Annotated in this window: 14 protein-coding genes; 3 read left to right on the top strand and 11 right to left on the bottom strand. The window is 65.5% G+C overall.

Annotated elements, in window-relative coordinates; all coding sequences use genetic code 11:
• Positions 1–36: 36 nt before the first annotated feature.
• The 6 genes from ACREE8_RS04975 to ACREE8_RS05000 form a co-directional block, all read right to left on the bottom strand.
• Entirely contained in the window at positions 37–1302 is a 1266-nt protein-coding gene (locus tag ACREE8_RS04975; RefSeq protein ID WP_431571874.1) for an anaerobic glycerol-3-phosphate dehydrogenase subunit C, read from the bottom strand.
• Positions 1299–2789, bottom strand: a complete 1491-nt coding sequence (locus tag ACREE8_RS04980; RefSeq protein WP_431571875.1) for an FGGY family carbohydrate kinase — start codon at positions 2787–2789, stop codon at positions 1299–1301. The genes ACREE8_RS04975 and ACREE8_RS04980 overlap by 4 nt, the downstream gene beginning before the upstream one ends.
• A complete protein-coding gene (locus ACREE8_RS04985; RefSeq protein ID WP_431571876.1) occupies positions 2789–4015 on the bottom strand; it encodes an FAD-binding protein in 1227 nt (408 codons plus the stop codon). The genes ACREE8_RS04980 and ACREE8_RS04985 overlap by 1 nt, the downstream gene beginning before the upstream one ends.
• On the bottom strand, positions 4012–5574 hold the full coding sequence (locus tag ACREE8_RS04990; RefSeq protein WP_431571877.1) for an FAD-dependent oxidoreductase: 1563 nt from the start codon (positions 5572–5574) through the stop codon (positions 4012–4014). Before ACREE8_RS04990 ends, ACREE8_RS04985 begins: the two co-directional genes overlap by 4 nt.
• Positions 5558–7597: an ABC transporter permease gene (locus tag ACREE8_RS04995; protein ID WP_431571878.1), complete on the bottom strand. Its 2040-nt coding sequence runs from the start codon at positions 7595–7597 to the stop codon at positions 5558–5560. Before ACREE8_RS04995 ends, ACREE8_RS04990 begins: the two co-directional genes overlap by 17 nt.
• Positions 7598–7684: 87 nt before the next feature.
• The gene (locus tag ACREE8_RS05000) at positions 7685–8635 is read right to left on the bottom strand and encodes an ABC transporter substrate-binding protein (RefSeq protein ID WP_431571879.1); all 951 of its coding nucleotides are present in this window, start codon (positions 8633–8635) and stop codon (positions 7685–7687) included.
• A 193-nt stretch (positions 8636–8828) separates the two neighbouring features.
• Here ACREE8_RS05000 and ACREE8_RS05005 point away from each other — a divergent pair, with 193 nt between their 5' ends.
• Positions 8829–9647 (top strand): DeoR/GlpR family DNA-binding transcription regulator, encoded by an 819-nt coding sequence (locus ACREE8_RS05005; RefSeq protein WP_431571880.1) that lies wholly within the window; start codon positions 8829–8831, stop codon positions 9645–9647.
• Complete coding sequence (locus tag ACREE8_RS05010) at positions 9644–10672, top strand: quaternary amine ABC transporter ATP-binding protein (protein WP_431571881.1); 1029 nt, start codon at positions 9644–9646, stop codon at positions 10670–10672. The genes ACREE8_RS05005 and ACREE8_RS05010 overlap by 4 nt, the downstream gene beginning before the upstream one ends.
• A 3-nt stretch (positions 10673–10675) precedes the next feature.
• Here the strand turns inward: ACREE8_RS05010 and ACREE8_RS05015 are convergent, their stop codons facing one another.
• From ACREE8_RS05015 to ACREE8_RS05035, 5 genes are all read right to left on the bottom strand, one after another.
• Positions 10676–11926 (bottom strand): Gfo/Idh/MocA family protein, encoded by a 1251-nt coding sequence (locus ACREE8_RS05015; protein ID WP_431571882.1) that lies wholly within the window; start codon positions 11924–11926, stop codon positions 10676–10678.
• A gap of 46 nt (positions 11927–11972) precedes the next feature.
• On the bottom strand, positions 11973–12929 hold the full coding sequence (locus ACREE8_RS05020) for an ABC transporter permease (protein WP_431571883.1): 957 nt from the start codon (positions 12927–12929) through the stop codon (positions 11973–11975).
• Positions 12926–13918, bottom strand: a complete 993-nt coding sequence (locus ACREE8_RS05025; RefSeq protein ID WP_431571884.1) for an ABC transporter permease — start codon at positions 13916–13918, stop codon at positions 12926–12928. Before ACREE8_RS05025 ends, ACREE8_RS05020 begins: the two co-directional genes overlap by 4 nt.
• On the bottom strand, positions 13915–15408 hold the full coding sequence (locus tag ACREE8_RS05030; protein WP_431571885.1) for a sugar ABC transporter ATP-binding protein: 1494 nt from the start codon (positions 15406–15408) through the stop codon (positions 13915–13917). Before ACREE8_RS05030 ends, ACREE8_RS05025 begins: the two co-directional genes overlap by 4 nt.
• Positions 15409–15472: 64 nt before the next feature.
• Entirely contained in the window at positions 15473–16498 is a 1026-nt protein-coding gene (locus ACREE8_RS05035; protein ID WP_431571886.1) for a substrate-binding domain-containing protein, read from the bottom strand.
• A 505-nt stretch (positions 16499–17003) separates the two neighbouring features.
• Here ACREE8_RS05035 and ACREE8_RS05040 point away from each other — a divergent pair.
• Positions 17004–17846: a chromate resistance protein ChrB domain-containing protein gene (locus tag ACREE8_RS05040; protein ID WP_431571887.1), complete on the top strand. Its 843-nt coding sequence runs from the start codon at positions 17004–17006 to the stop codon at positions 17844–17846.
• Positions 17847–17887: the final 41 nt, after the last annotated feature.

Below are 17887 nucleotides of genomic sequence, written 5' to 3' on the forward strand. Positions count from 1 at the left end.
ACGGCTGCGGTTCCTTGCGAGGAGCCCAAACGGCCCTCAATCCGCAAGCGGGCCCCTTCCCTCGATGGATGCCAGCAGAATCTCGACGGGGTGGAAGCAGGGCAGGCCGCTTTCCGCGGCGATATGCCAGCGACAGGTCTCGCTGTCGCAGATGATGAAATCGGGTTTCGACACGCGGATTTGATCCAAGAGCGTGACCGCAACGGCATCGGTCACGGCGCGCTTGTCGCGATCGAAGCCGTAAGTTCCGGCGGTTCCGCAACACACGGCCGACGACAGCTGCAGCTGGAGACCCGGAATCAGGGACAGAAGCTCGACGGCAGGCCAGCCCATCTGATGGCCGCGCAGCTGGCAGGGGCCATGATAAAGCGCCGTATGGCGCATTGACTTCAGACGCGACTCCAGCGGCTCCGCCGGCAGGTCGCGTAAGAAGCCGCAGATATCGATCGTCGCCGTGGCGACCTCGGAACTCTCGCCATCCTTCATGTCGAGATAGGCGGCATATTTCTTGCGCAGGGTCAGGCTGCAGCTCGTCGAGCTCGAAACGATCGCCTGGGCCGTTCTTGCCGATGGCGCCAGCGCCTTCGTCAGATGCTGTGCCCTTTCGCGAGCGGGTGGCCATTCGCCGTTCGAAAGCAGGGGAAGCCCGCAGCAAAGATCCGTCGGCAGCTCGACGCGGAAACCCAGATGATTGAGGAGCAGCACCACGGATTTGCCGACATTGGCCTCATAGTTTTCGACAGTGCACCCCGTGAAATAGGCGATGGCCGGCCCGTTCGGTTGCTCCTGCTGGGAGAACCAGCGCCTGAAAGCCCCGCCTTCGATATGTGGCAGGGCTGCGTCGGCGCTGATGCCCAGAACCTTCTCCGCGAGACGGCGCAAGGGTCGGCTCGCGAACAGCGAATTGGCGAGCCAAGGCAGGGAGCCCGCAAGGTGCCCGACCAGATCGGGGCGATTGAGCAGACGCAAGCCGAGGGCCGGCTTGTTTCCGTTCTCGACCGATGCCGCCTTCGCAATCGCGATGATGTCGGTGATCGCCACGCCGTTCGGGCAGACGCTGGTGCAGACGCCGCAACCGCTGCAAAGCCCGATCGCGCTTTCCGCAATCGCTTCGATCGCGCGGAAGCGCTGCGCCTGCGGTCCCACCACCTTGGGTCCCGGAAATTCGCTCGTCACCGCCGCGACCGGGCAATAGGTCTGGCAGATTCCGCATTTGGTGCAGTTGTCCATGGTGGCGAGGATCGCCAGAGGTCCGCCGGCTTCATTCTCGCGAATGAACGATGTCGTCATTGGCGCCGTCATGAGGCGGTTCCTTCCAGCAGAGGTGCCATTGACTTGCGCCAACCGGCCCAGGCCGCCTCGCGCTCATCCGTCGATATCCGGGGCTCATAGCTGTGGCCGCGCCGCGGCATGTCCCGGACATCCGCCATCGTCAGGGCGCCGGCGCCGATCGCCGCCAGCAAGGCCGCGCCCAGCACCGTCATGTCGGCTTCCTCGGCGACCGTGACCGGCATGCCGAGCAGATCCGCCTGGCGCTGCATCAGATAGCCATTGCGGCTGGGCCCACCATCGGCCTTCACCAGCCTCAGGCTGCCGCCCAGACGTTCGTCGAGGGCCCGGATCACCTCGGCGCAACTGAACGCGATTCCGTCCAACAGCGCCCGCGCGATATGCGCACGGGTCGTGTCGAGGCCCAATCCGAGCAGGCAGGCGCGCGCCGTTGGAATCCAGTGCGGCGCCGCGATGCCCGTGAAGCTCGGCACCAGCACCACGCCGGCGGTGTCGGAGACGCTGGCTGCGAGTGCGGCCGATTCAGCTGCCGATGGCATCAGGCCGGTGCGGACCGCCCAGTCGATCGCCGAACCGACCGAGAAGACGCTCCCCTCGATCGTGTAGTTAGCCCTGCCATCGATCTGCCAGGCGACAAACACTGGAAGCTTTCCGTCGGGCTCGATAATCTCCTCGCCACTATTGACCTCGATGAAGGCGCCGGTGCCGTAAGTCGCCTTGACGCTGGAGCGGTCCCAGCAGCCTTGCGCGAACAGCGCCGCATGGGCATCGACGGCGTCGGCCGTGATCCTTGCCTCGGGCGCGGAAACGTCCGGATGCCGAACCCGGCCGTAATCCGCGGTGGTGTCCCGTATCTCGGGCATGGCGTCCCGGTCGATGTCGAAAGCCGCGAGCAGATCCTCGTCCCAGCATCGCTTCCGGATGTCGAAGAGGGCGGTGCGTGACGCGGTCGCGGGATCCGTCGCGTGGGTCTGGCTACCGGTGAGCCGGTCGATGACAAAGCTGTCGGTACCGCCCAGCCGCAGGGTTCCTGCACTGCGCGCAGCCTTGGCCGCCGCGACATCATGAGTGAGCCAGTGGAATTTCGACGCCGAGAAATAGGGATCGAGGATGATTCCAGTGCGATCGCGGACGAGCCGATCGACGCCATGCGCTGCGAGGTTCCTGCAGAGCGCCGCGGTCCGGCGGTCCTCCCAGGAAAGCGCCGGGCCGAAGACCCCGTCGCTCGAACTGGACCAGGCCATGCTGGTTTCGCCCTGGTTGGCGATTCCGATGGCGGAGACATCGCTCCAGCTTCGGTTGGCCTGATCGAGCACCCGATGCGCCGCGGCCAGGCTGCTGGTCAGGAAATCCTGCGCGTCATGCTCGACATGATCGGGACAGGGCGTGCGTTTCGGCATCGGCACGGAGGCGCTGCCGAGAGGGCCGCGGCCCGGCTCGAGCAGCATCGCCGTCGTGGTGCTGCCGCCATGATCGATACCGAGGACGAGACCGGCCATCAGTGCGAAGCTCCCGCTGCATTCCCGGTGGCCGCCCAGGCCGTGCCGATCGCGACACCTTCGGATGATTCTTCGAGCGTCGGGTTCCAATGAGCCAAGGTCGCGCCGATCACCCGAAGATTTTCAACGACGGCCCCGTCGCCGCCGGTCGGCCGGAACGAGGAATCGGTCTCGACGCCCGCCCGATGCAAGGCGTCGATGGTCTCCGCGGGCGAGCGCCGCCCGAGCGGATCGGTCTGATGAATGGGCAGGCCGAAAATCGTCTCGGCGATGTGACCCCGGGAATCGACCTCCAGCCCGCCCATGAGTACGCCGCCGCTGCCCGCAATATAGTGCGACGCTCGATGATGCCGGCCTTCGCCGTCGCCGATGCCCTGGCAGCGACCCGCCTCGATCAGCCCCCGCAAGCTTCTCATGCCGGGCTGAACCAGGCCGCCGAGGCGCGAGATCTCACGCATGAGCAGGTGATGCAACCGGACGCCGAACAGACAGGGCGGCAGGGTGGCGCCTTCGAACACCGGCGCGTCCAGGACTTGCCGCGCCAGATCGAAGATCTGCCGATGCCGGGCGATGCCGAGAATGGCCGGAAACAGCACCAGATCCCGGCCGGCCGGAAGTGCCTTGCGCACGGTTTCGAGCAAGGCGGCCGCTTCTCCCGGACGATCGAGCGCCTGACCGAATCTCACGCTGTCCGGACAGTCGAGCTTGGGATCGACCCGTACCGTGATCGCGTCGAGGCCCTGTCGACGCAAGCCGGCAACGATGAGAGCGGCGGGAAAATCCCTGAAGCGTTCGAAGGCCAGGACCGCGATGCGATGCCCGGTGAGCGCGTCGAGCGAGGCCTGGGATTGCGGCCTGGCGAGAACGCTGCGGGTTTCTCCCGCCATGGCGATGACAGGCCGATTCTGCGGCTCCCTCTGCCATGCGGCGCCAAGCCGTTCCATCAGATCGAGGAACCAGTCGAGGGCTGGCCCAATGCGCTCGCGACCGACATGACGCAAGGGATGCTGCAGCGGAAGGCGCTCCACCGCTTCGAATGGGTTCGCGATCGCGCGGACCGGATCTTGCGGATCCCGGCCGAGCAATTGCAGGCCACCCGGCGCATAGGGCAGTGAGCCGCCGCCGGTTGCGAGCAACCGCACGCTCGCACCCTGCTGCAGCAGGCGCAGGGTTGCCAACAGCGCCTCCAGCTCGGCACCGATAACGATCGCGTCCGTCTCTCTCACGTCGGCATCCTGTCGGGTAGACGCAGACCCAGGGTCCGTTCATAGACGCTGTCATTCAGCAGCAGCTGGCGCGCCTGCGGGCCCCAGGCGACGGGCGCGATTCCCTTGAGCCGTTCCTGCCAGAAACCATGGAGCTCGCCGGCCGCGTCGGCATCGGGGCGCAAGGCGGCCAGCAGATCCGCAGCGCGAGGGGCGCAGAAGGTGCCCTGGCAGGGACCGAAGCCGACCCGCAAGCGCCGGCGCAGATCGTCGAGCGTGATGTCCGGATTCTCGCCGAGCAGGCGGTCGACCTCCCCGGCCTGGACCGCCTCACATTCGCAAAGCTGGCGCGAGAAGGCCTGCGCCTTTTCCGACTGGGCATGGCCGGCGACCGGGTGCCAGGCTTCGGTCCCGGCGCCGTGCAACGGCGTCGTCGCGCTCGATGAGGGCGCATTCCAGCCGAGCTGGCGGCAGAGATGATCGCCCGCATCCGCCGCCATCGAACGATGGGTCGTCAGCGAACCACCGCAGACGGTGAAGAAGCCGCCGAGGCCCTGGGCGCTGTGATCGATCACCTGATGACGGCGCGGCAGCGGCTGGTTCTCCGGCCAGGCTTCCGGTTTCACCAGGGGCCGCACCCCCGCCCAGACGCGCAAGGCACGAAAGGAGCGGATCTCCGGAATGAGCGGCGCGGCACCGTCGAGAAGCGCCTGCACTTCCTCCGGCCGCACATAGGTTGTTCCCGGATCCTCGACGACCTCCGATGTCGTCCCGAACAGCCCGACGGTGCCCGTCGGCACGATGATGTCATGGCTGCTCGGCGGCCGGCATCGATTGACGATCCTGCCGACCATCCGATGGGCGAGAACCAGGATCGAGCCCTTGGTCAATTGAAGCCCGATCGATTGTTCCGCGAGTGTCGCGATCCGCCCCGCCCAGGGGCCCGCGGCATTGACGACGGCATCCACGGGAATGACGCGGCGGCCCTCGACGCTTTCCAGCTCGACGCCCCTGACCCGGCCGCCCTGGGTCATGACCGCCAGCAGCCGATGGCGGCGCAACACGCGGCCGCCATGCGCTTCGATATCGGCCGCAAGCGCGTTCAAGAGCCGCCAGGGATTGATGGTTGCGTCGGGAACCGTGAAGGCGCGCCGGATGTCGCGGCTCAGATGCGGCTCCTCACGCATTACCAACGCGGGATCGATCTCCTCGACCGGAATCGCCGCCGCCTGACATCCTTTGACGAAACGATCTGGAAACTCCGGCGGATCCTCGCGCAGCGCCACGAACAGCCCGCCGACGGCCTCGACCGCTCCGGGAATCAAGGCCGCCACGGTCCGGCGCTCGCGCATGCATTCGGCCGCATAGACCGTATCGCTGACGGCGTAACGGGCGCCGCTCTGGAGCATCCCGTGGAAGCGGCTGCTGGTGCCGGTTCCGAGATCGCCGGCTTCGATCAGCGTCACGCGCAGGCCCCGCAAGGCCAGATCGCGCGCCACTGCGCAGCCGGTGGCGCCCCCGCCGATGACGGCGACCGCGGGCGCATGATCGCCGGCCCTGGTTTCAGCGCGCGGCGTCATCGAGCCCCAGTTCCCGGCGGCGCTTCTCCGCCCAGGCGCGCAGCAGCCGGTCGGCGATGATCGCAATGAAGGCGACGCAAACACCGGCGATGACGCCGCGCCCGGGATCGACCTTGGAGAGCGCGATCAAGGTTTCCTGCCCCAGGTCGCGCGTGCCGACGAGGGCCGTGATCACCAGCATGCTGATGCCCAGCATCAGCGTCTGGTTGAGACCGAGCACGATGTCGGGGAGTGCCAGCGGAATAATGATCCGCCGCCGCAGCTGCCGGCGCGAACAGCCGAAGCTGCGGCCTGCCTCCACGACATGCGATGGCACCTGCCGGATAGCCGCGTCGGTATAGCGGATCGCCGGCACGATCGCGTAGAGAACGACCGCGACCATGGCGGAGAAGTCTCCAACGCTGAAGAGCATGATGACCGGAATGAGGTAAACAAAGGTCGGCAAGGTCTGGAGCGTATCGAGCACCACCTGCAGCACCCGGTGCAGCCTGTCATTGGCCGCCGCGGCGGCGCCGATCGGCAGGCCGATGGCGGCGGCGATCAGGACCGAGACGCCGACCAGATAGACCGCCGTCATCGCCTGTTCCCAGAGACCGACGACGGCGATGAAGAGTGCCAGCATCACGACTTGCAGCGCCAGCCTCAGGCCGCCCAGACGCCAACCGAAAGCGCCGAGGAGCGCCAGAACGCCCGGCCAGGGCAGGGCCAGCAGGAAATCCTTGGTCGGCCGCAGCAGATAGATGAAGAGGAAGTCGCGAACCGCGCTGATATAGGTGAAGAGATTGATGTTCACCCAGTCGACGATGTCGTCCCAGAACCGCCCGGTGGAGAGCGTCGCGGTCTCGGGATAATGCTCGAGCCAGGGCAGCCAGATGCCGCCGATGGTGGTGACGAGAGCCACCAGCAGACCCGCCACCAGGATGCCATGGCGTGCGAGAAAGGAGCCGCGGCGTTCGGTGTGAAGCGGCCAGCGCGACGCATAGCGCTGGCTCAGGCGGTCGAGAACGATCGCAAGAAGCGTGATGGCGATACCCGCTTCCGCGCCCTGCCCGATCCGCAGCGATTTCAACGCCTGCCAGACGTCGTAGCCGAGCCCGCCGGCGCCGATCATCGAGGCGATGATCACCATATTGAGCGTCAGCATGATGACCTGGTTGACACCGACCATCAGGCGAGAGCGGGTCGAAGGCAGCAGGACGCGCCACATCAATTGGCGACGCGAGCAGCCTGTCATGCGTCCCAGCTCGAGAATCTCCCGATCGACCTGAGCGAGGGCGTTCGTGGTGATGCGCGTCATCGGCGGCATGGCGTAGATGAGCGTGATGACGAGGGCGGCCGCCGGACCATACCCGAACAGCATCAGCGCCGGCACGAGATAGGCGAAGACCGGCACGGTCTGCATGAAGTCGAGGATCGGGGTCAGGACGCGATCGACCTTGCGCCACCGATAGGCGGCGATACCGAGCAGCAAGCCAACGGCGATGCCGATGATGACGGCGACGATGACCGTGGCGAAAGTCTCCATGGTGCTGCGCCATAGTCCGATCACCGCGACGTAAAGAAAGGAGCCCAAGGTGATCAGCGTGAGCCGCCGATCCTTGAGACTCATCGCGATGGCGACGAAGACCGCCGTGACGCCGACCCAGGACAAGGGCGGGATGCGCAACACGCTGTCGCCCAACCGGATCTCGAATCCCTTGGCGAGAAGGCCCTTCAGCAGCAAGGTCGGCAAATCCAGCATGGCGCCGAAGGCTCGCGTCACATCCTTGACCATGAAGGGTCCCAGGTCGGCCTTGCGCAGCAGCCAGTTGATCGCCGCCCCGAGCCAGCGGTCGAAGGGAATGATCCAGTCCTTGGGATAGGCGACCGCCCAGGGGAGACGCGACGCCGCCAGCATCAGGATCAGCGTCACAGCCACGGCCAGCAGCAAAGGCAGCGCGCCCTTCAGGGACAGCGTCAGCAATGTGAAAGCGGGCAGCATTCCGCCCGCGGAGGAGGGCTTGCGCCCCGCGACGCCGATCATGCGGAAGTCATCCCGATTGCCTGCCATCCGTGAAAAATGCCGGCGCGAAACGGCGGCCTCACGCCAACCGTTTCGCGCCTGCCTGTTTCACTGGACCCAGGGCTTCCAGACCGCTTCGTTCTGCTCGATCCACTGCTCCGCGACCTGCTCCGTCGGCACGCCCTCGACGTCGCTCTTATAGACGAGCTCGCCCATGGTCTTGGTATCGAGCTGCATCTTGCGCCACACGTCGTAGGCCTTCGGCCAGATGGTCTCGCCACCCGCCCAGGCCGTCTTCCACATTTTCCCCTTCGGCCGGCCGCAATCGAAGGCCTTGTCGGGATTCATCCCCCATTTCGGATCGTCGTAGCAGGCATCCTCATAGTCCGGCCATTTCACGAACTCGCCGGGATACTGCGCGGGAACCCAGAACGGCTCCCAGGTCCAGGCGATGATCGGCTGCTTGCGCTTGATCGACGCGACGATCTCGGCCGTCAGGGCGCCATCGCTGCCGGCATGGATAACGTCGAAGGGCAATCCCATGGCTTCGATGCGCTCGGCATCATGTCCGCCCCACTCGATCGGGCCCGACAGGAATCGAGCCTTGGGTGCCGTCTCCGCCACCGACAGGGCTTTGACACAGTCGGGCTTCAGCAACGCCTTCCAATCCGGCAGACCCGGACAGACATCCTTTACATAGAGCGGATACCACCAGTCCTCCTGAACCGGGATTCCCATATCCCCCATGTTCAGGACCTTGCCGGTGTCGAAGGCCGCCTTCAGTGCGGCCTTGGCGGTGGTGTCCCAGCCCGGCGAGCCGATATCCAGATCGCCGGTCTCGATGCCGGCGAACTGGCCGAGATAATCCGCCGGCGTGTATTCAATGCGGTAGCCGAGCTTCTCGATGATCTTGCCGTAGATGTACATGATGATGTTGTCACCGGAGTAACCCATCATCACGATTTTGATCGGCTGATCCGACTCCGGCACCGCCGCGCGCGCCGGCACGCTCATGGCGCCCCAGGCGATCGCCGTTGCGATCGCGCAAGCGGTCAGCATCGCTCGCTTCCCCCTCTTCATGGCCTGTCTCCCTCGCTTCTTTCTTGTGGTCTCCCAGCGGGGCGCCCGTTTTGCGGCCGTCCCATGCCAGAGGAGGATTCTCCAGCGAGCGCTCAAAATCAATCATAAAATGACATTATAATGATCGAATTTGCTTGTTTTCGACTCGAAAAACGTCGCATAGACTGAGGCCATGAGCGAACGCATCCATAATCCGGCGGCCCGGCGCATGGAGATCCAGCGCCAATTGACGACGGCCGGGGCGGTCTCGGTCGAGGCCCTGTCGCGCATGCTGGGCGCGTCGGTCGCGACCATCCGGCGCGATCTCACCCTGCTCGAGGAAGAAGGCCTGATCCGGCGCACCCATGGCGGTGCCATCGTCGAGGCGCCCCGCGGCGCCGATCAGGAATTCGCCTTGCGCGAGCAGGTCGACACCGATGCCAAGCGCGCGATCGCGCATATGGCGATGCGCCAGATCGAACCCGACACCACGATCCTGATGAATGACGGCTCGACCATGCTGGCGGTCGCGCGCGAGATCGCGGCGGCGCGGATGCGGCTCACCGTGGTCACGCCGGGCGTCAATGTGGCGACGATTCTGTCGGAGAGTCCCGGCGTCAGCGTCTATCTGCTGGGCGGCAATCTCCGGCACCGGACGCTCGGCACCTCGGGCGCCTTTGCCGAGCAGATGCTGGCCGCCTTCAATGCCGATCTGGCGTTGATCGCGGCAGAAGGCTTCACCGTCGAGGACGGGTTGACTTATTCCTACGAGACCGACGCGACCCTGGCCCGGTTGATGCACGACCGCTCGCGGAAGACGGCCGTGCTGGCGACCGCGCGCAAGCTGCGCCAGCGCGACCGCATCACGGCGCTTCGCGCCGGCGATATCGATCTTCTGATTACCGATTGCCGCGACGACGAGACCTTGAGCCGCTTCGCCTCGACAGGCCTCGAGGTTCTGCAGACCGCCGACGATGCGGGTGCCGCCATGCCGCAGAGTGCCGCCGAATGAATGCGGCCGAACCCGTCAAGATCGTCTGCGAAGGCGTCTGGAAACTGTTCGGCAGCGACGCGGCGCCGTTCCTGAAACATCGGACCTCGCCCCCGACCGCGGAGCAAATCCTGGCCGCCGGCTTTGTCGCCGCGGTGCGCGATGTGTCGCTGACGGTCCGGCGCGGCGAGATCTTTGTCATCATGGGCCTGTCGGGCTCCGGGAAATCGACCCTGGTGCGCTGCCTGTCGCGCCTGATCGAGCCGACGGCGGGGCGCGTGCTGCTCGACGGCCAGGATCTCTTGACACTGCCGGATGCGGCGCTGAACGACATTCGCCGCCACAAGATGGCGATGGTGTTCCAGCATTTCGCCCTGCTGCCGCATGAGACCATCCGGGGCAATGTCGCTTTCCCCCTGGAGATCCAGGGTGTCGCCCGGGCCAAGCGCGAAGCGCGCGCGATGGAAATGATCGAGCTGGTCGGGCTTTCCGGGAAGGAGAGCTTCTATCCGCGCGAGCTTTCGGGCGGACAGCAGCAGCGCGTCGGAATCGCGCGGGCGCTGGCGATCGATCCGGAAGTGCTGTTCCTCGACGAGCCGTTCTCAGCGCTCGACCCGCTGATCCGGCGCGAGATGCAGGACGAGCTCATGCGCCTGCAGGCCGTCCTGCGCAAGACGATCGTCTTCATCACCCACGATTTCGAGGAGGCGATTCGACTGGCCGACCGGATCGCCATCATGCGCGACGGCGTCGTGGTCCAGACCGGGACCCCTGAGGAGCTGGTGATGCGGCCCGCGACGGACTATGTGCGCGAGTTCACCCGGAACGTGCCGAGAGCGAAGGTCTTGAGCGTCCGCGCGGTGATGCGGCCGGCACAGGGCGGTGCTCTTCCGACGGCTCGGGTCAAAGATTCCGACAAGATCGAAGGGGTCGCTGCCGCCCTGATCGACAGCGGCGGCGACGCCGCCGTCATTGACGGGCAGGGCGGCGTCATCGGGCTCCTCACCCGTCAGACCGTGCTGAACGTCCTGACCAATCGGGTCTGAGACTCAGGACGGGGACGACCGCCGCGCGACCACGGGGATGTAGGTCTCCAGTTCCGGATCGGGGAAGGTGACAGTCCGGCCAGTCTCGGCCGACCGGTAGAGACCCATGAGCATCTCGACCACGGCCAGCCCGTCATGGAAGGTCTCGAGCGGCGTCTTCCCCTTGCGGAAGCATTCGACCATGTGCCGGTTCTCGTCGGTATAGCCATAGACGCCCGCCTCGTCCTCCAGCACCGGCATCAGACCCTGCTCAGCATTCTGCTTCTCGACCAGATCCTCGCCTTCCGAGCCAGTCACCGCGCGCGACATGAAGATCTTCAAACCCGTCGCCAGCGAGTTGAACTCCATCGCATATTCGGGCCCCAGCAGCTCGAGCTGGATGCGCAGGCCCGCGCCGACATAGGCCCAGGAGGTCGTGGCCTCGATCATCAAGGCGTTGCCCTCGGCATCCTCGAGCGACACGGTGGCGCGCGCGAAATCCTCCGCCGGGCGGTTGCGGTAATCCACCTCGGCGCCGAAACGCTTCTTCAAATCGCTCGCATAGTGCGGCCGGGTCCATTTGAGATGGGCGACGGTTCCGTTGACGGATTTGACCTTGAGCGACCCGCGCGGCGCGCCGGGCTCCGTCAGCAGGTGGCGGGCGACCTCGACGCTATGGCACATCATGTCGGACAGCACGCCGCCGCCTTGCTTGTCGCCCTGCCAGAACCAGGGCTCGTGCGGGCCGGAATGCTCCTCGGCCGCGCGCGCCAGGTAGGGGCGGCCGGTTGCCGAGGCCGCACGCCGCCAGATGATCTCCTTGCCGCGCTGCACCGGCGTCGCGAACACCTGGTTCTCGAGATAGCCATGGTTGAGCCCGGCATCCTCCGCGAGATGCAGCATTTCGCGAGCCTCCGCCACGGTCCGCGCGAGCGGCTTCTCGCAGGCCACGGCGAACACCTTCGACCGCCCGGCCTTGATCTCCGCGTGGAGCGCGCGCATCACATCGAGCCGCGTATAATTCGGCGACAGGATCCAGATCGCATCGACATCGTCGGCCCGGAACAGCGATTCAAGGCTGTCATGGCCGCGACAATTCCCGAGCCCCAGCTCGGCCACTGCCGCGATGATGCGCGCCCGGTTCTCCGGCTTGCGGCTATGGACGCCGGTCACCTCGACATGGCGCACGCCCAGCATGGCCTTCAGATGGAAATGGGCGATGAAGCCGCTGCCGACGAAGCCGACCCGCAGCCTGTCTTTCGGGAAATCCTTCATGATGAAACCTCCGTTCTCGAAACCATTGGACTTTGGGCCGCGCCGCTCATGCGCGCATCGCCCTCCCGCGCCCGTAGAAGAGCATCAGCACCAGAAGCGTCGCACCGAACACCATCTGGCGGCCGGATTCAGCGATGTTCACGGTTGTCAGGATGCTCTGCAATATGACGAGCAGCAAGGCGCCCGCCATGGTGCCGGGATAGCCGCCTTTGCCGCCGGACAAGGGTGTCCCGCCGAGGACCACCGCGATGATGGACGGAAGGATGTACAGCTCGCCGACATTGGCGAAGGACGAACCCGAATAGCCGAGCAGACAGAGGCCGGCGATCGCTGCGAACATGCCCGACAGCATGAACAGCGCGATGCGTACGCGCTTGACGGGCACGCCCGCCATATAGGCCACCCGCTCGTTGGAGCCGATCGCATAGATGCGATGACCGAAAACCGTGCGCGTCAGAAGCAGCACCATGAGGATGCCGATCAGCAGCCAGAGCCAGATGATGCCGGGAACACCGAGGACAAGCGACCGTGTGACGAATTCCGACAATCCCGGTGCCGCGCGGCCTGATGGAATGCCCTGGCGGATCACAACCAGCAGACCCTGCAACACGCCCAGCATGCCGAGCGTCATCACCAAGGGCGGGATCCGAAGCAGTGTCACGCCGAGCCCACTGACGAGACCGAACAGCGCCCCTGTCGCCACGCAAGCGACGAGCGCAAGGGGGATGCCCGCATCGGCGCCGTTCATGACATTGCCGGCGATGATCGCCGACAGCGACACGACGCCGCCAACGGAGAGATCGATGCCTTCGCGCCCGCCGAGAACGACGAGGTTCTGGCCTGCGGCGACGATGCCGAGGAGTGCCGCGACAATGAGCAGCCGCAGGATCTGCTGAGGCGCGGCGAAGCCCGGCGAGATCGCCTCGCCGACGACGAGGAGCGCCACGATCAGCGCCGACGCGACCAGGAGCGGCCGTTTCGCGAGGTCCATGGCCGCCGTCATGCCCGCGCCTTTCGCCCGACGATCACGCCGGCCATCAATGCGATCAGGATGGCCAGGCCTTGCACAAGATTCTGCCACTCCGATGGCGTGCCGACGAAATAGACCAGCGAGTTGATCAGGCCGATGATCAGCGCCCCCACGACCGACCCTGCGACCGTCCCGAATCCACCCGACAGCGCGCTGCCGCCAAGCACCACGGCCGCGATGGAAAATAGCGTCATCTTGCCGCCGACGAGCGGATCGGCGCTCGCCGTGTCGCCCGTCACGCAGAAAGCGGCGAGGGCTGCGAACAATCCGCAGAGTGCATAGCCCTTGATGCGGATCGCGGTCACCGGCAATCCGCTCTGATAAGCGGCTTGCCGATCGTCGCCGACGGCGAGCAGCTGCGTCGACAGGCGCGTCCGCGCGAGTCCGTAAAGCACGAGAGCCAGGGCGACCACGGCGTAGAACACGAACGGTATCTCGAAGACTCTGCCACCAAAGGTACGCCAGAAGGCCGCCGGGGCCGGCGTGCCGGCGACCGGAAGCACATACAGCGCCAATCCGGCGAAGAAGATCGAAGTCGCGAAGGTGGCGACGATCGCCTGCAAACGGAAAGCCGCTACGACGATGCCGTTCGCGATGCCGCAGGCGAGTCCGACGCAAAGCCCGATGCCGGTCGCTCCCAGCACCGCAATCCCGCCGCCGCCCCACTGCTCCATGAGAACGACGATAACGACATTGACCAGCGAGACGATCGAGCCGGCCGACAGGTCGATATCTCCCGCATAGACGACATAGGTCTGCGCGACCGCCAGCAGCATGAGGGCCAGATAAGTCTTCACCAGTCCCGTTATGCCGATAAGGCCGACGCTACGTGGCTGATACAGGCCATTGAGGAGGAGCAGGACGATGAGGATGATCAGCGCCGGCAGGAACGGGAAGCGCTGGAAAGCGCGCTTTACGTGACGGACCCCGTGCGAAGGCGCTGCCGCAACGACGGCCATCATGCAGCCTCGTACGCGGCTTGATACAGGTTGTAGCGGGTGCGTTCCGCACCGGCCAACTCGCGGGTCACCCGCCCGCCATTGAAGACCAGGATGCGGTCGGCGTTGGCGAGGAGCTCGGCATCTTCCGACGAGTAAAGCAGGATGCCGAGGCCGTTGGCGGCGAGGCTGCGGACCAGCGCATAGAGATCGGCCTTGGTCGACAGGTCGATGCCCTTGGTCGGATCGTCGAGAAGAAGCACGTCCGGCCGATCGATCAACCAGCGCGCGATGACGATCTTCTGTTGGTTTCCGCCTGACAGCGCGTTGATGGAATCGCCCAAGTGGGCGAGCTTGGTGTGCAGGGCCTCGACCGCCGGCTTTGCCCTGGCATACAGGTCCGCGGGCCGGGCGATGAACTGTCTGCCGCGCAGATAATGGATCGGCATGAGGTTCTCGATGATGGAGCGGCCTTGGATGACGCCGTCCCGGCTGCGATCGCCGGAGACATAGGCGACGCCGCGGCGGATCGCATCGCGCGGCGTCTTTGCCGCCAGCCGTTCGCCCTTCAGCGCGATTTCGCCCGACGCCGGCGGCAAGGCCCCGAAGATGGCGCGCAAGACAGACGACTGGCCCTGCCCGTGCAATCCGCCGAGGCCCAGAATCTCGCCCCTGCCGACCTCGAAACCGACATGGGAGAAGCCCGGACCCGCCAGGTCGCGGACCGAAAGCAGGGTTTCGCCGATGCCCACCGCAGCGGGCGCTGTCGCGACGAGCTCCTCCTGCTCGCCGACCATCAGCCGGATGATGGCTGCCGGCGTGGTGTCGGGAATGCGCGAGGTGCCGACGGTGCGGCCATCGCGAATCACCGTCACCCGGTCGCCGATAGCGAAAATCTCATCCATGCGGTGCGAAATGAAGACGACAGCGCGGCCTTCACCCTTGAGCCGGCGCAGAATCTCGAAGAAGCGATCGACTTGCGACCTGTCGAGGGCCGACGTCGGCTCATCGAAGATGAGGATGCGCGCTTCGCTGGCGAGCGCCTTCATGATCTCGACAAGCTGGCGCTGATCGGCGCGAAGGCCTTCCATGGTCGATTCGGCCGTAAAACCCTCGCCGGCGACTCCCTCGAACATGGCGATGTAGCGCGCGGCCTTCCGCGACAGCGCCGCACGATCGACGAAAAAACCGGCCTTCCTCGGCAAGTCGGGGAGGCAGATGTTTTCCTCGACCGTGCGATGCGCGGCGAGGCTGAGTTCCTGGTAGAAGATGCCGATGCCCAGCGCTCGCGCGGCCTGGGGCCCCGAAATGTCTACAGGCTTCTCGTCGAGCAGCATCCGACCGGCATCAGGCCGAACACTGCCGGCCACGATTTTGCTGAGCGTGCTCTTGCCCGAACCGTTCGAGCCGATCAGCACATGGACCTCGCCGGCCTCGATCTCGAGGTCACCGCGGCTCAGCGCCACGGTGGCGCCGTAAGCCTTGCTCACGCCGCTGAGCTTCAGCCTGGACATGAAGCCTCCCTGGTCCGCGGATTCGGGAGCGCGGACCGGAACCGCGCTCCCGGCCGGGAGGATGTTATTTGAAGAGCGCCTCGGCGTCCTCGATCGAAAGCTGGCTGGTGTAGGAATAATAGCCCGGCTTGCCCTCCAGAGCGGCGGTCACTTGCGGAAGGTTCTTGCCGTCGATGAACGGAATCGGCAGATACAGGGCGTTCTTGTACTGGCCGGCCGTGGCGGGCTGCTTGAGCGCCTTGCCCTGCAGCATCAGGACCGCGACGTTCAATGCCGAGGCCATGACGCCGGGAGGGTTGACCGAAGCGCCGGAATTCAGTTTGTCCTTGTTCCAGATGTCGATGAAGTCCTTGCGGATCTCGCCCGTCGCCGCGATGTCTGCGGTCTTCCCCGCGTCCATGATCGATTTCCAAGCGCCCGCTGCCATGCCGTCTTGCACCCACACGCCGTTGATGTCCGGATAGGTGGCGAGCAGGTTCTGCATGGCTTGCTGACCCTGCGCCTGATCCCAATTGGCATTGACCTCGTTCAGGATCTTGATGCCCGGATACTGGCTGAACACGTCCCGGTAGCCAGCGACGCGCATTTCATTCGCGGGATGGCCGGCCACGCCGTTGATCGCCACAACGTTGCCCTTCCCGCCAAGCGTTTCGGCGAGCCATTTGGCGCTGGCGGCGGCCCAGGCCTTCTGATCGATCCCGACATAGATCGCATCCGGCGATGAGACTTCGGCGTCTGTCGCGATGACGAGGATGCCGGCTTCCTTGGCCTGGGCGAAGACGGGGTCGAAGGCCGTCGGGCTGTTCGGATTGATGATGATGGCGTTGACGCCTTCATTGATGAAATTGCGGACCTGGGCGATCTGGCCGGGCACGTCGACATTGGCGCTCTGAACCACGACTTCGACATTTTGGCCCTTTGCCTTCCATGCCGCCGCCGCCGCCTGGGCCTCCTCGATCATCTGGGTGCGCCATTCGGAGCCAACCCAGCCATTCGAAAGGCCGATCTTGAAGTCGTCGGCGCTGGCTGAAAACGCCGATATCGCCAATGCGGCGACGGACGAAAGCGCAAGCCTGGTGAGACGCAACATTTCTTCCTCCCTGCCTTTTTTGACGGCATCGATTGTAGGCAAGCGATTAAATTGGCATCAAGGAAATCCGCCATGTCGGCCGCGTCGGCAAGGTTGATTGGTCATCTTACTTAAGTGAGGACCGAAGCGGCGCACCGGGGTCCGTCAGAAGGTGGCGGGCATCTCGACATTGTGGGTCCATCAAATCGGAAAGCACACCGCCGCCCTGCCTTTCGCCCCGCCAGAACCACGGTTCATGGGTGCCGGAATGTTCCTCGGCCGCGCGCGCCAGGGGAGGGCGGCCGGTGGTCGAAGCTGGGCGCCGCCAGATGATCTCCTTACCGCGCTGCACCTGCGTCGCGAATACGGGGTGGCGAGAGCCACATCGGGCGGTTTTCTGGGACGATGCAAGCCCGGTTGACAGGTCGGGCATGCCCGCGAGATGATTAAGCCTATGGGGACCCTGCGATCTCCCCATGAGGCGACATGCTGAAGTATCGCGTCCCGTTTTTCATGAGGACGCAGCATGCCCACGCTCAACAGCATTCCCGTCGAGAAACTTGTACGCCTGATCGGGACGCCCAATTGTCCCGCCATCATCGACGTCCAGACGGATGAGGATTTCGAGGCGGATCCCCACTTGATTCCGGGTGCCGTCCGGCGCCCCTTTGCCAGCGTTGCCGATTGGGCCGCGGAATTCCGGGCGCGCAACGCCGTCATCGTCTGCCAGAAGGGTCTGAAGCTGAGCCATGGTGTCGCCGCCTGGCTGCGGCATGCGGGCGTACCGGCAGAATCGCTCGAGGGCGGGGCGATCGCCTGGCGGGAAGCGGGGCTTCCCATGGTGCCCGCGGTCCGGCTGCCCGCGCGCGATCGCCAGAATCGGACCCTGTGGGTCACCCGCGCGCGCCCCAAGATCGACCGCATCGCCTGCCCCTGGCTCATCCGCCGCTTTGTCGATCCGAGCGCCGTGTTCCTTTTCGTGACGCCGTCTGAAGTGCAGGGCGTCGCCGATCGGTTCAATGCCACGCCGTTCGATATCGAGAGTCCGGATACCTTCTGGAGTCACCGTGGCGAGCGCTGCACCTTCGACGTGATGGTCGAGGAATTCGGGCTCGCTTCGATCGAAGCTCTCGCCCGGCTCGCGGTCATCGTCCGCAGCGCCGACACCGGCCGTCTCGATCTCGCGCCCGAAGCGCCGGGCCTGCTGGCCGCATCGCTGGGGCTGTCGCGCATGTATGCGGATGATCTGGAGCAGCTCGAAGCGGGAATGCTGCTCTATGACGCGTTCTATCGATGGTGCCGCGACGCGACGGACGAGATCCACAATTGGACCTCGCACCGGCCTTCCAAGCCCGCCGACCGGCGCTGACGCGAGACGCCGGGCGAAGCAGCACTGTCGCGGTACCCCGC

This window comes from Hypericibacter sp., assembly GCF_050729195.1.
Classification (GTDB): Bacteria; Pseudomonadota; Alphaproteobacteria; order Dongiales; family Dongiaceae; genus Hypericibacter.

Coding starts and splice junctions, on each gene's coding strand:
- ACREE8_RS05030 (WP_431571885.1), bottom strand. CDS start 15,408: ATGTCCAGGCTGAAGCTCAGCGGCGTGAGCAAGGCTTACGGCGCCACC.
- ACREE8_RS05000 (WP_431571879.1), bottom strand. CDS start 8,635: ATGCTGACCGCTTGCGCGATCGCAACGGCGATCGCCTGGGGCGCCATG.
- ACREE8_RS04980 (WP_431571875.1), bottom strand. CDS start 2,789: ATGGCCGGTCTCGTCCTCGGTATCGATCATGGCGGCAGCACCACGACG.
- ACREE8_RS05015 (WP_431571882.1), bottom strand. CDS start 11,926: ATGAAGGATTTCCCGAAAGACAGGCTGCGGGTCGGCTTCGTCGGCAGC.
- ACREE8_RS05025 (WP_431571884.1), bottom strand. CDS start 13,918: ATGATGGCCGTCGTTGCGGCAGCGCCTTCGCACGGGGTCCGTCACGTA.
- ACREE8_RS05040 (WP_431571887.1), top strand. CDS start 17,004: ATGCCCACGCTCAACAGCATTCCCGTCGAGAAACTTGTACGCCTGATC.
- ACREE8_RS04995 (WP_431571878.1), bottom strand. CDS start 7,597: ATGATCGGCGTCGCGGGGCGCAAGCCCTCCTCCGCGGGCGGAATGCTG.
- ACREE8_RS05005 (WP_431571880.1), top strand. CDS start 8,829: ATGAGCGAACGCATCCATAATCCGGCGGCCCGGCGCATGGAGATCCAG.
- ACREE8_RS04990 (WP_431571877.1), bottom strand. CDS start 5,574: ATGACGCCGCGCGCTGAAACCAGGGCCGGCGATCATGCGCCCGCGGTC.
- ACREE8_RS05020 (WP_431571883.1), bottom strand. CDS start 12,929: ATGACGGCGGCCATGGACCTCGCGAAACGGCCGCTCCTGGTCGCGTCG.
- ACREE8_RS05010 (WP_431571881.1), top strand. CDS start 9,644: ATGAATGCGGCCGAACCCGTCAAGATCGTCTGCGAAGGCGTCTGGAAA.
- ACREE8_RS04975 (WP_431571874.1), bottom strand. CDS start 1,302: ATGACGGCGCCAATGACGACATCGTTCATTCGCGAGAATGAAGCCGGC.
- ACREE8_RS05035 (WP_431571886.1), bottom strand. CDS start 16,498: ATGTTGCGTCTCACCAGGCTTGCGCTTTCGTCCGTCGCCGCATTGGCG.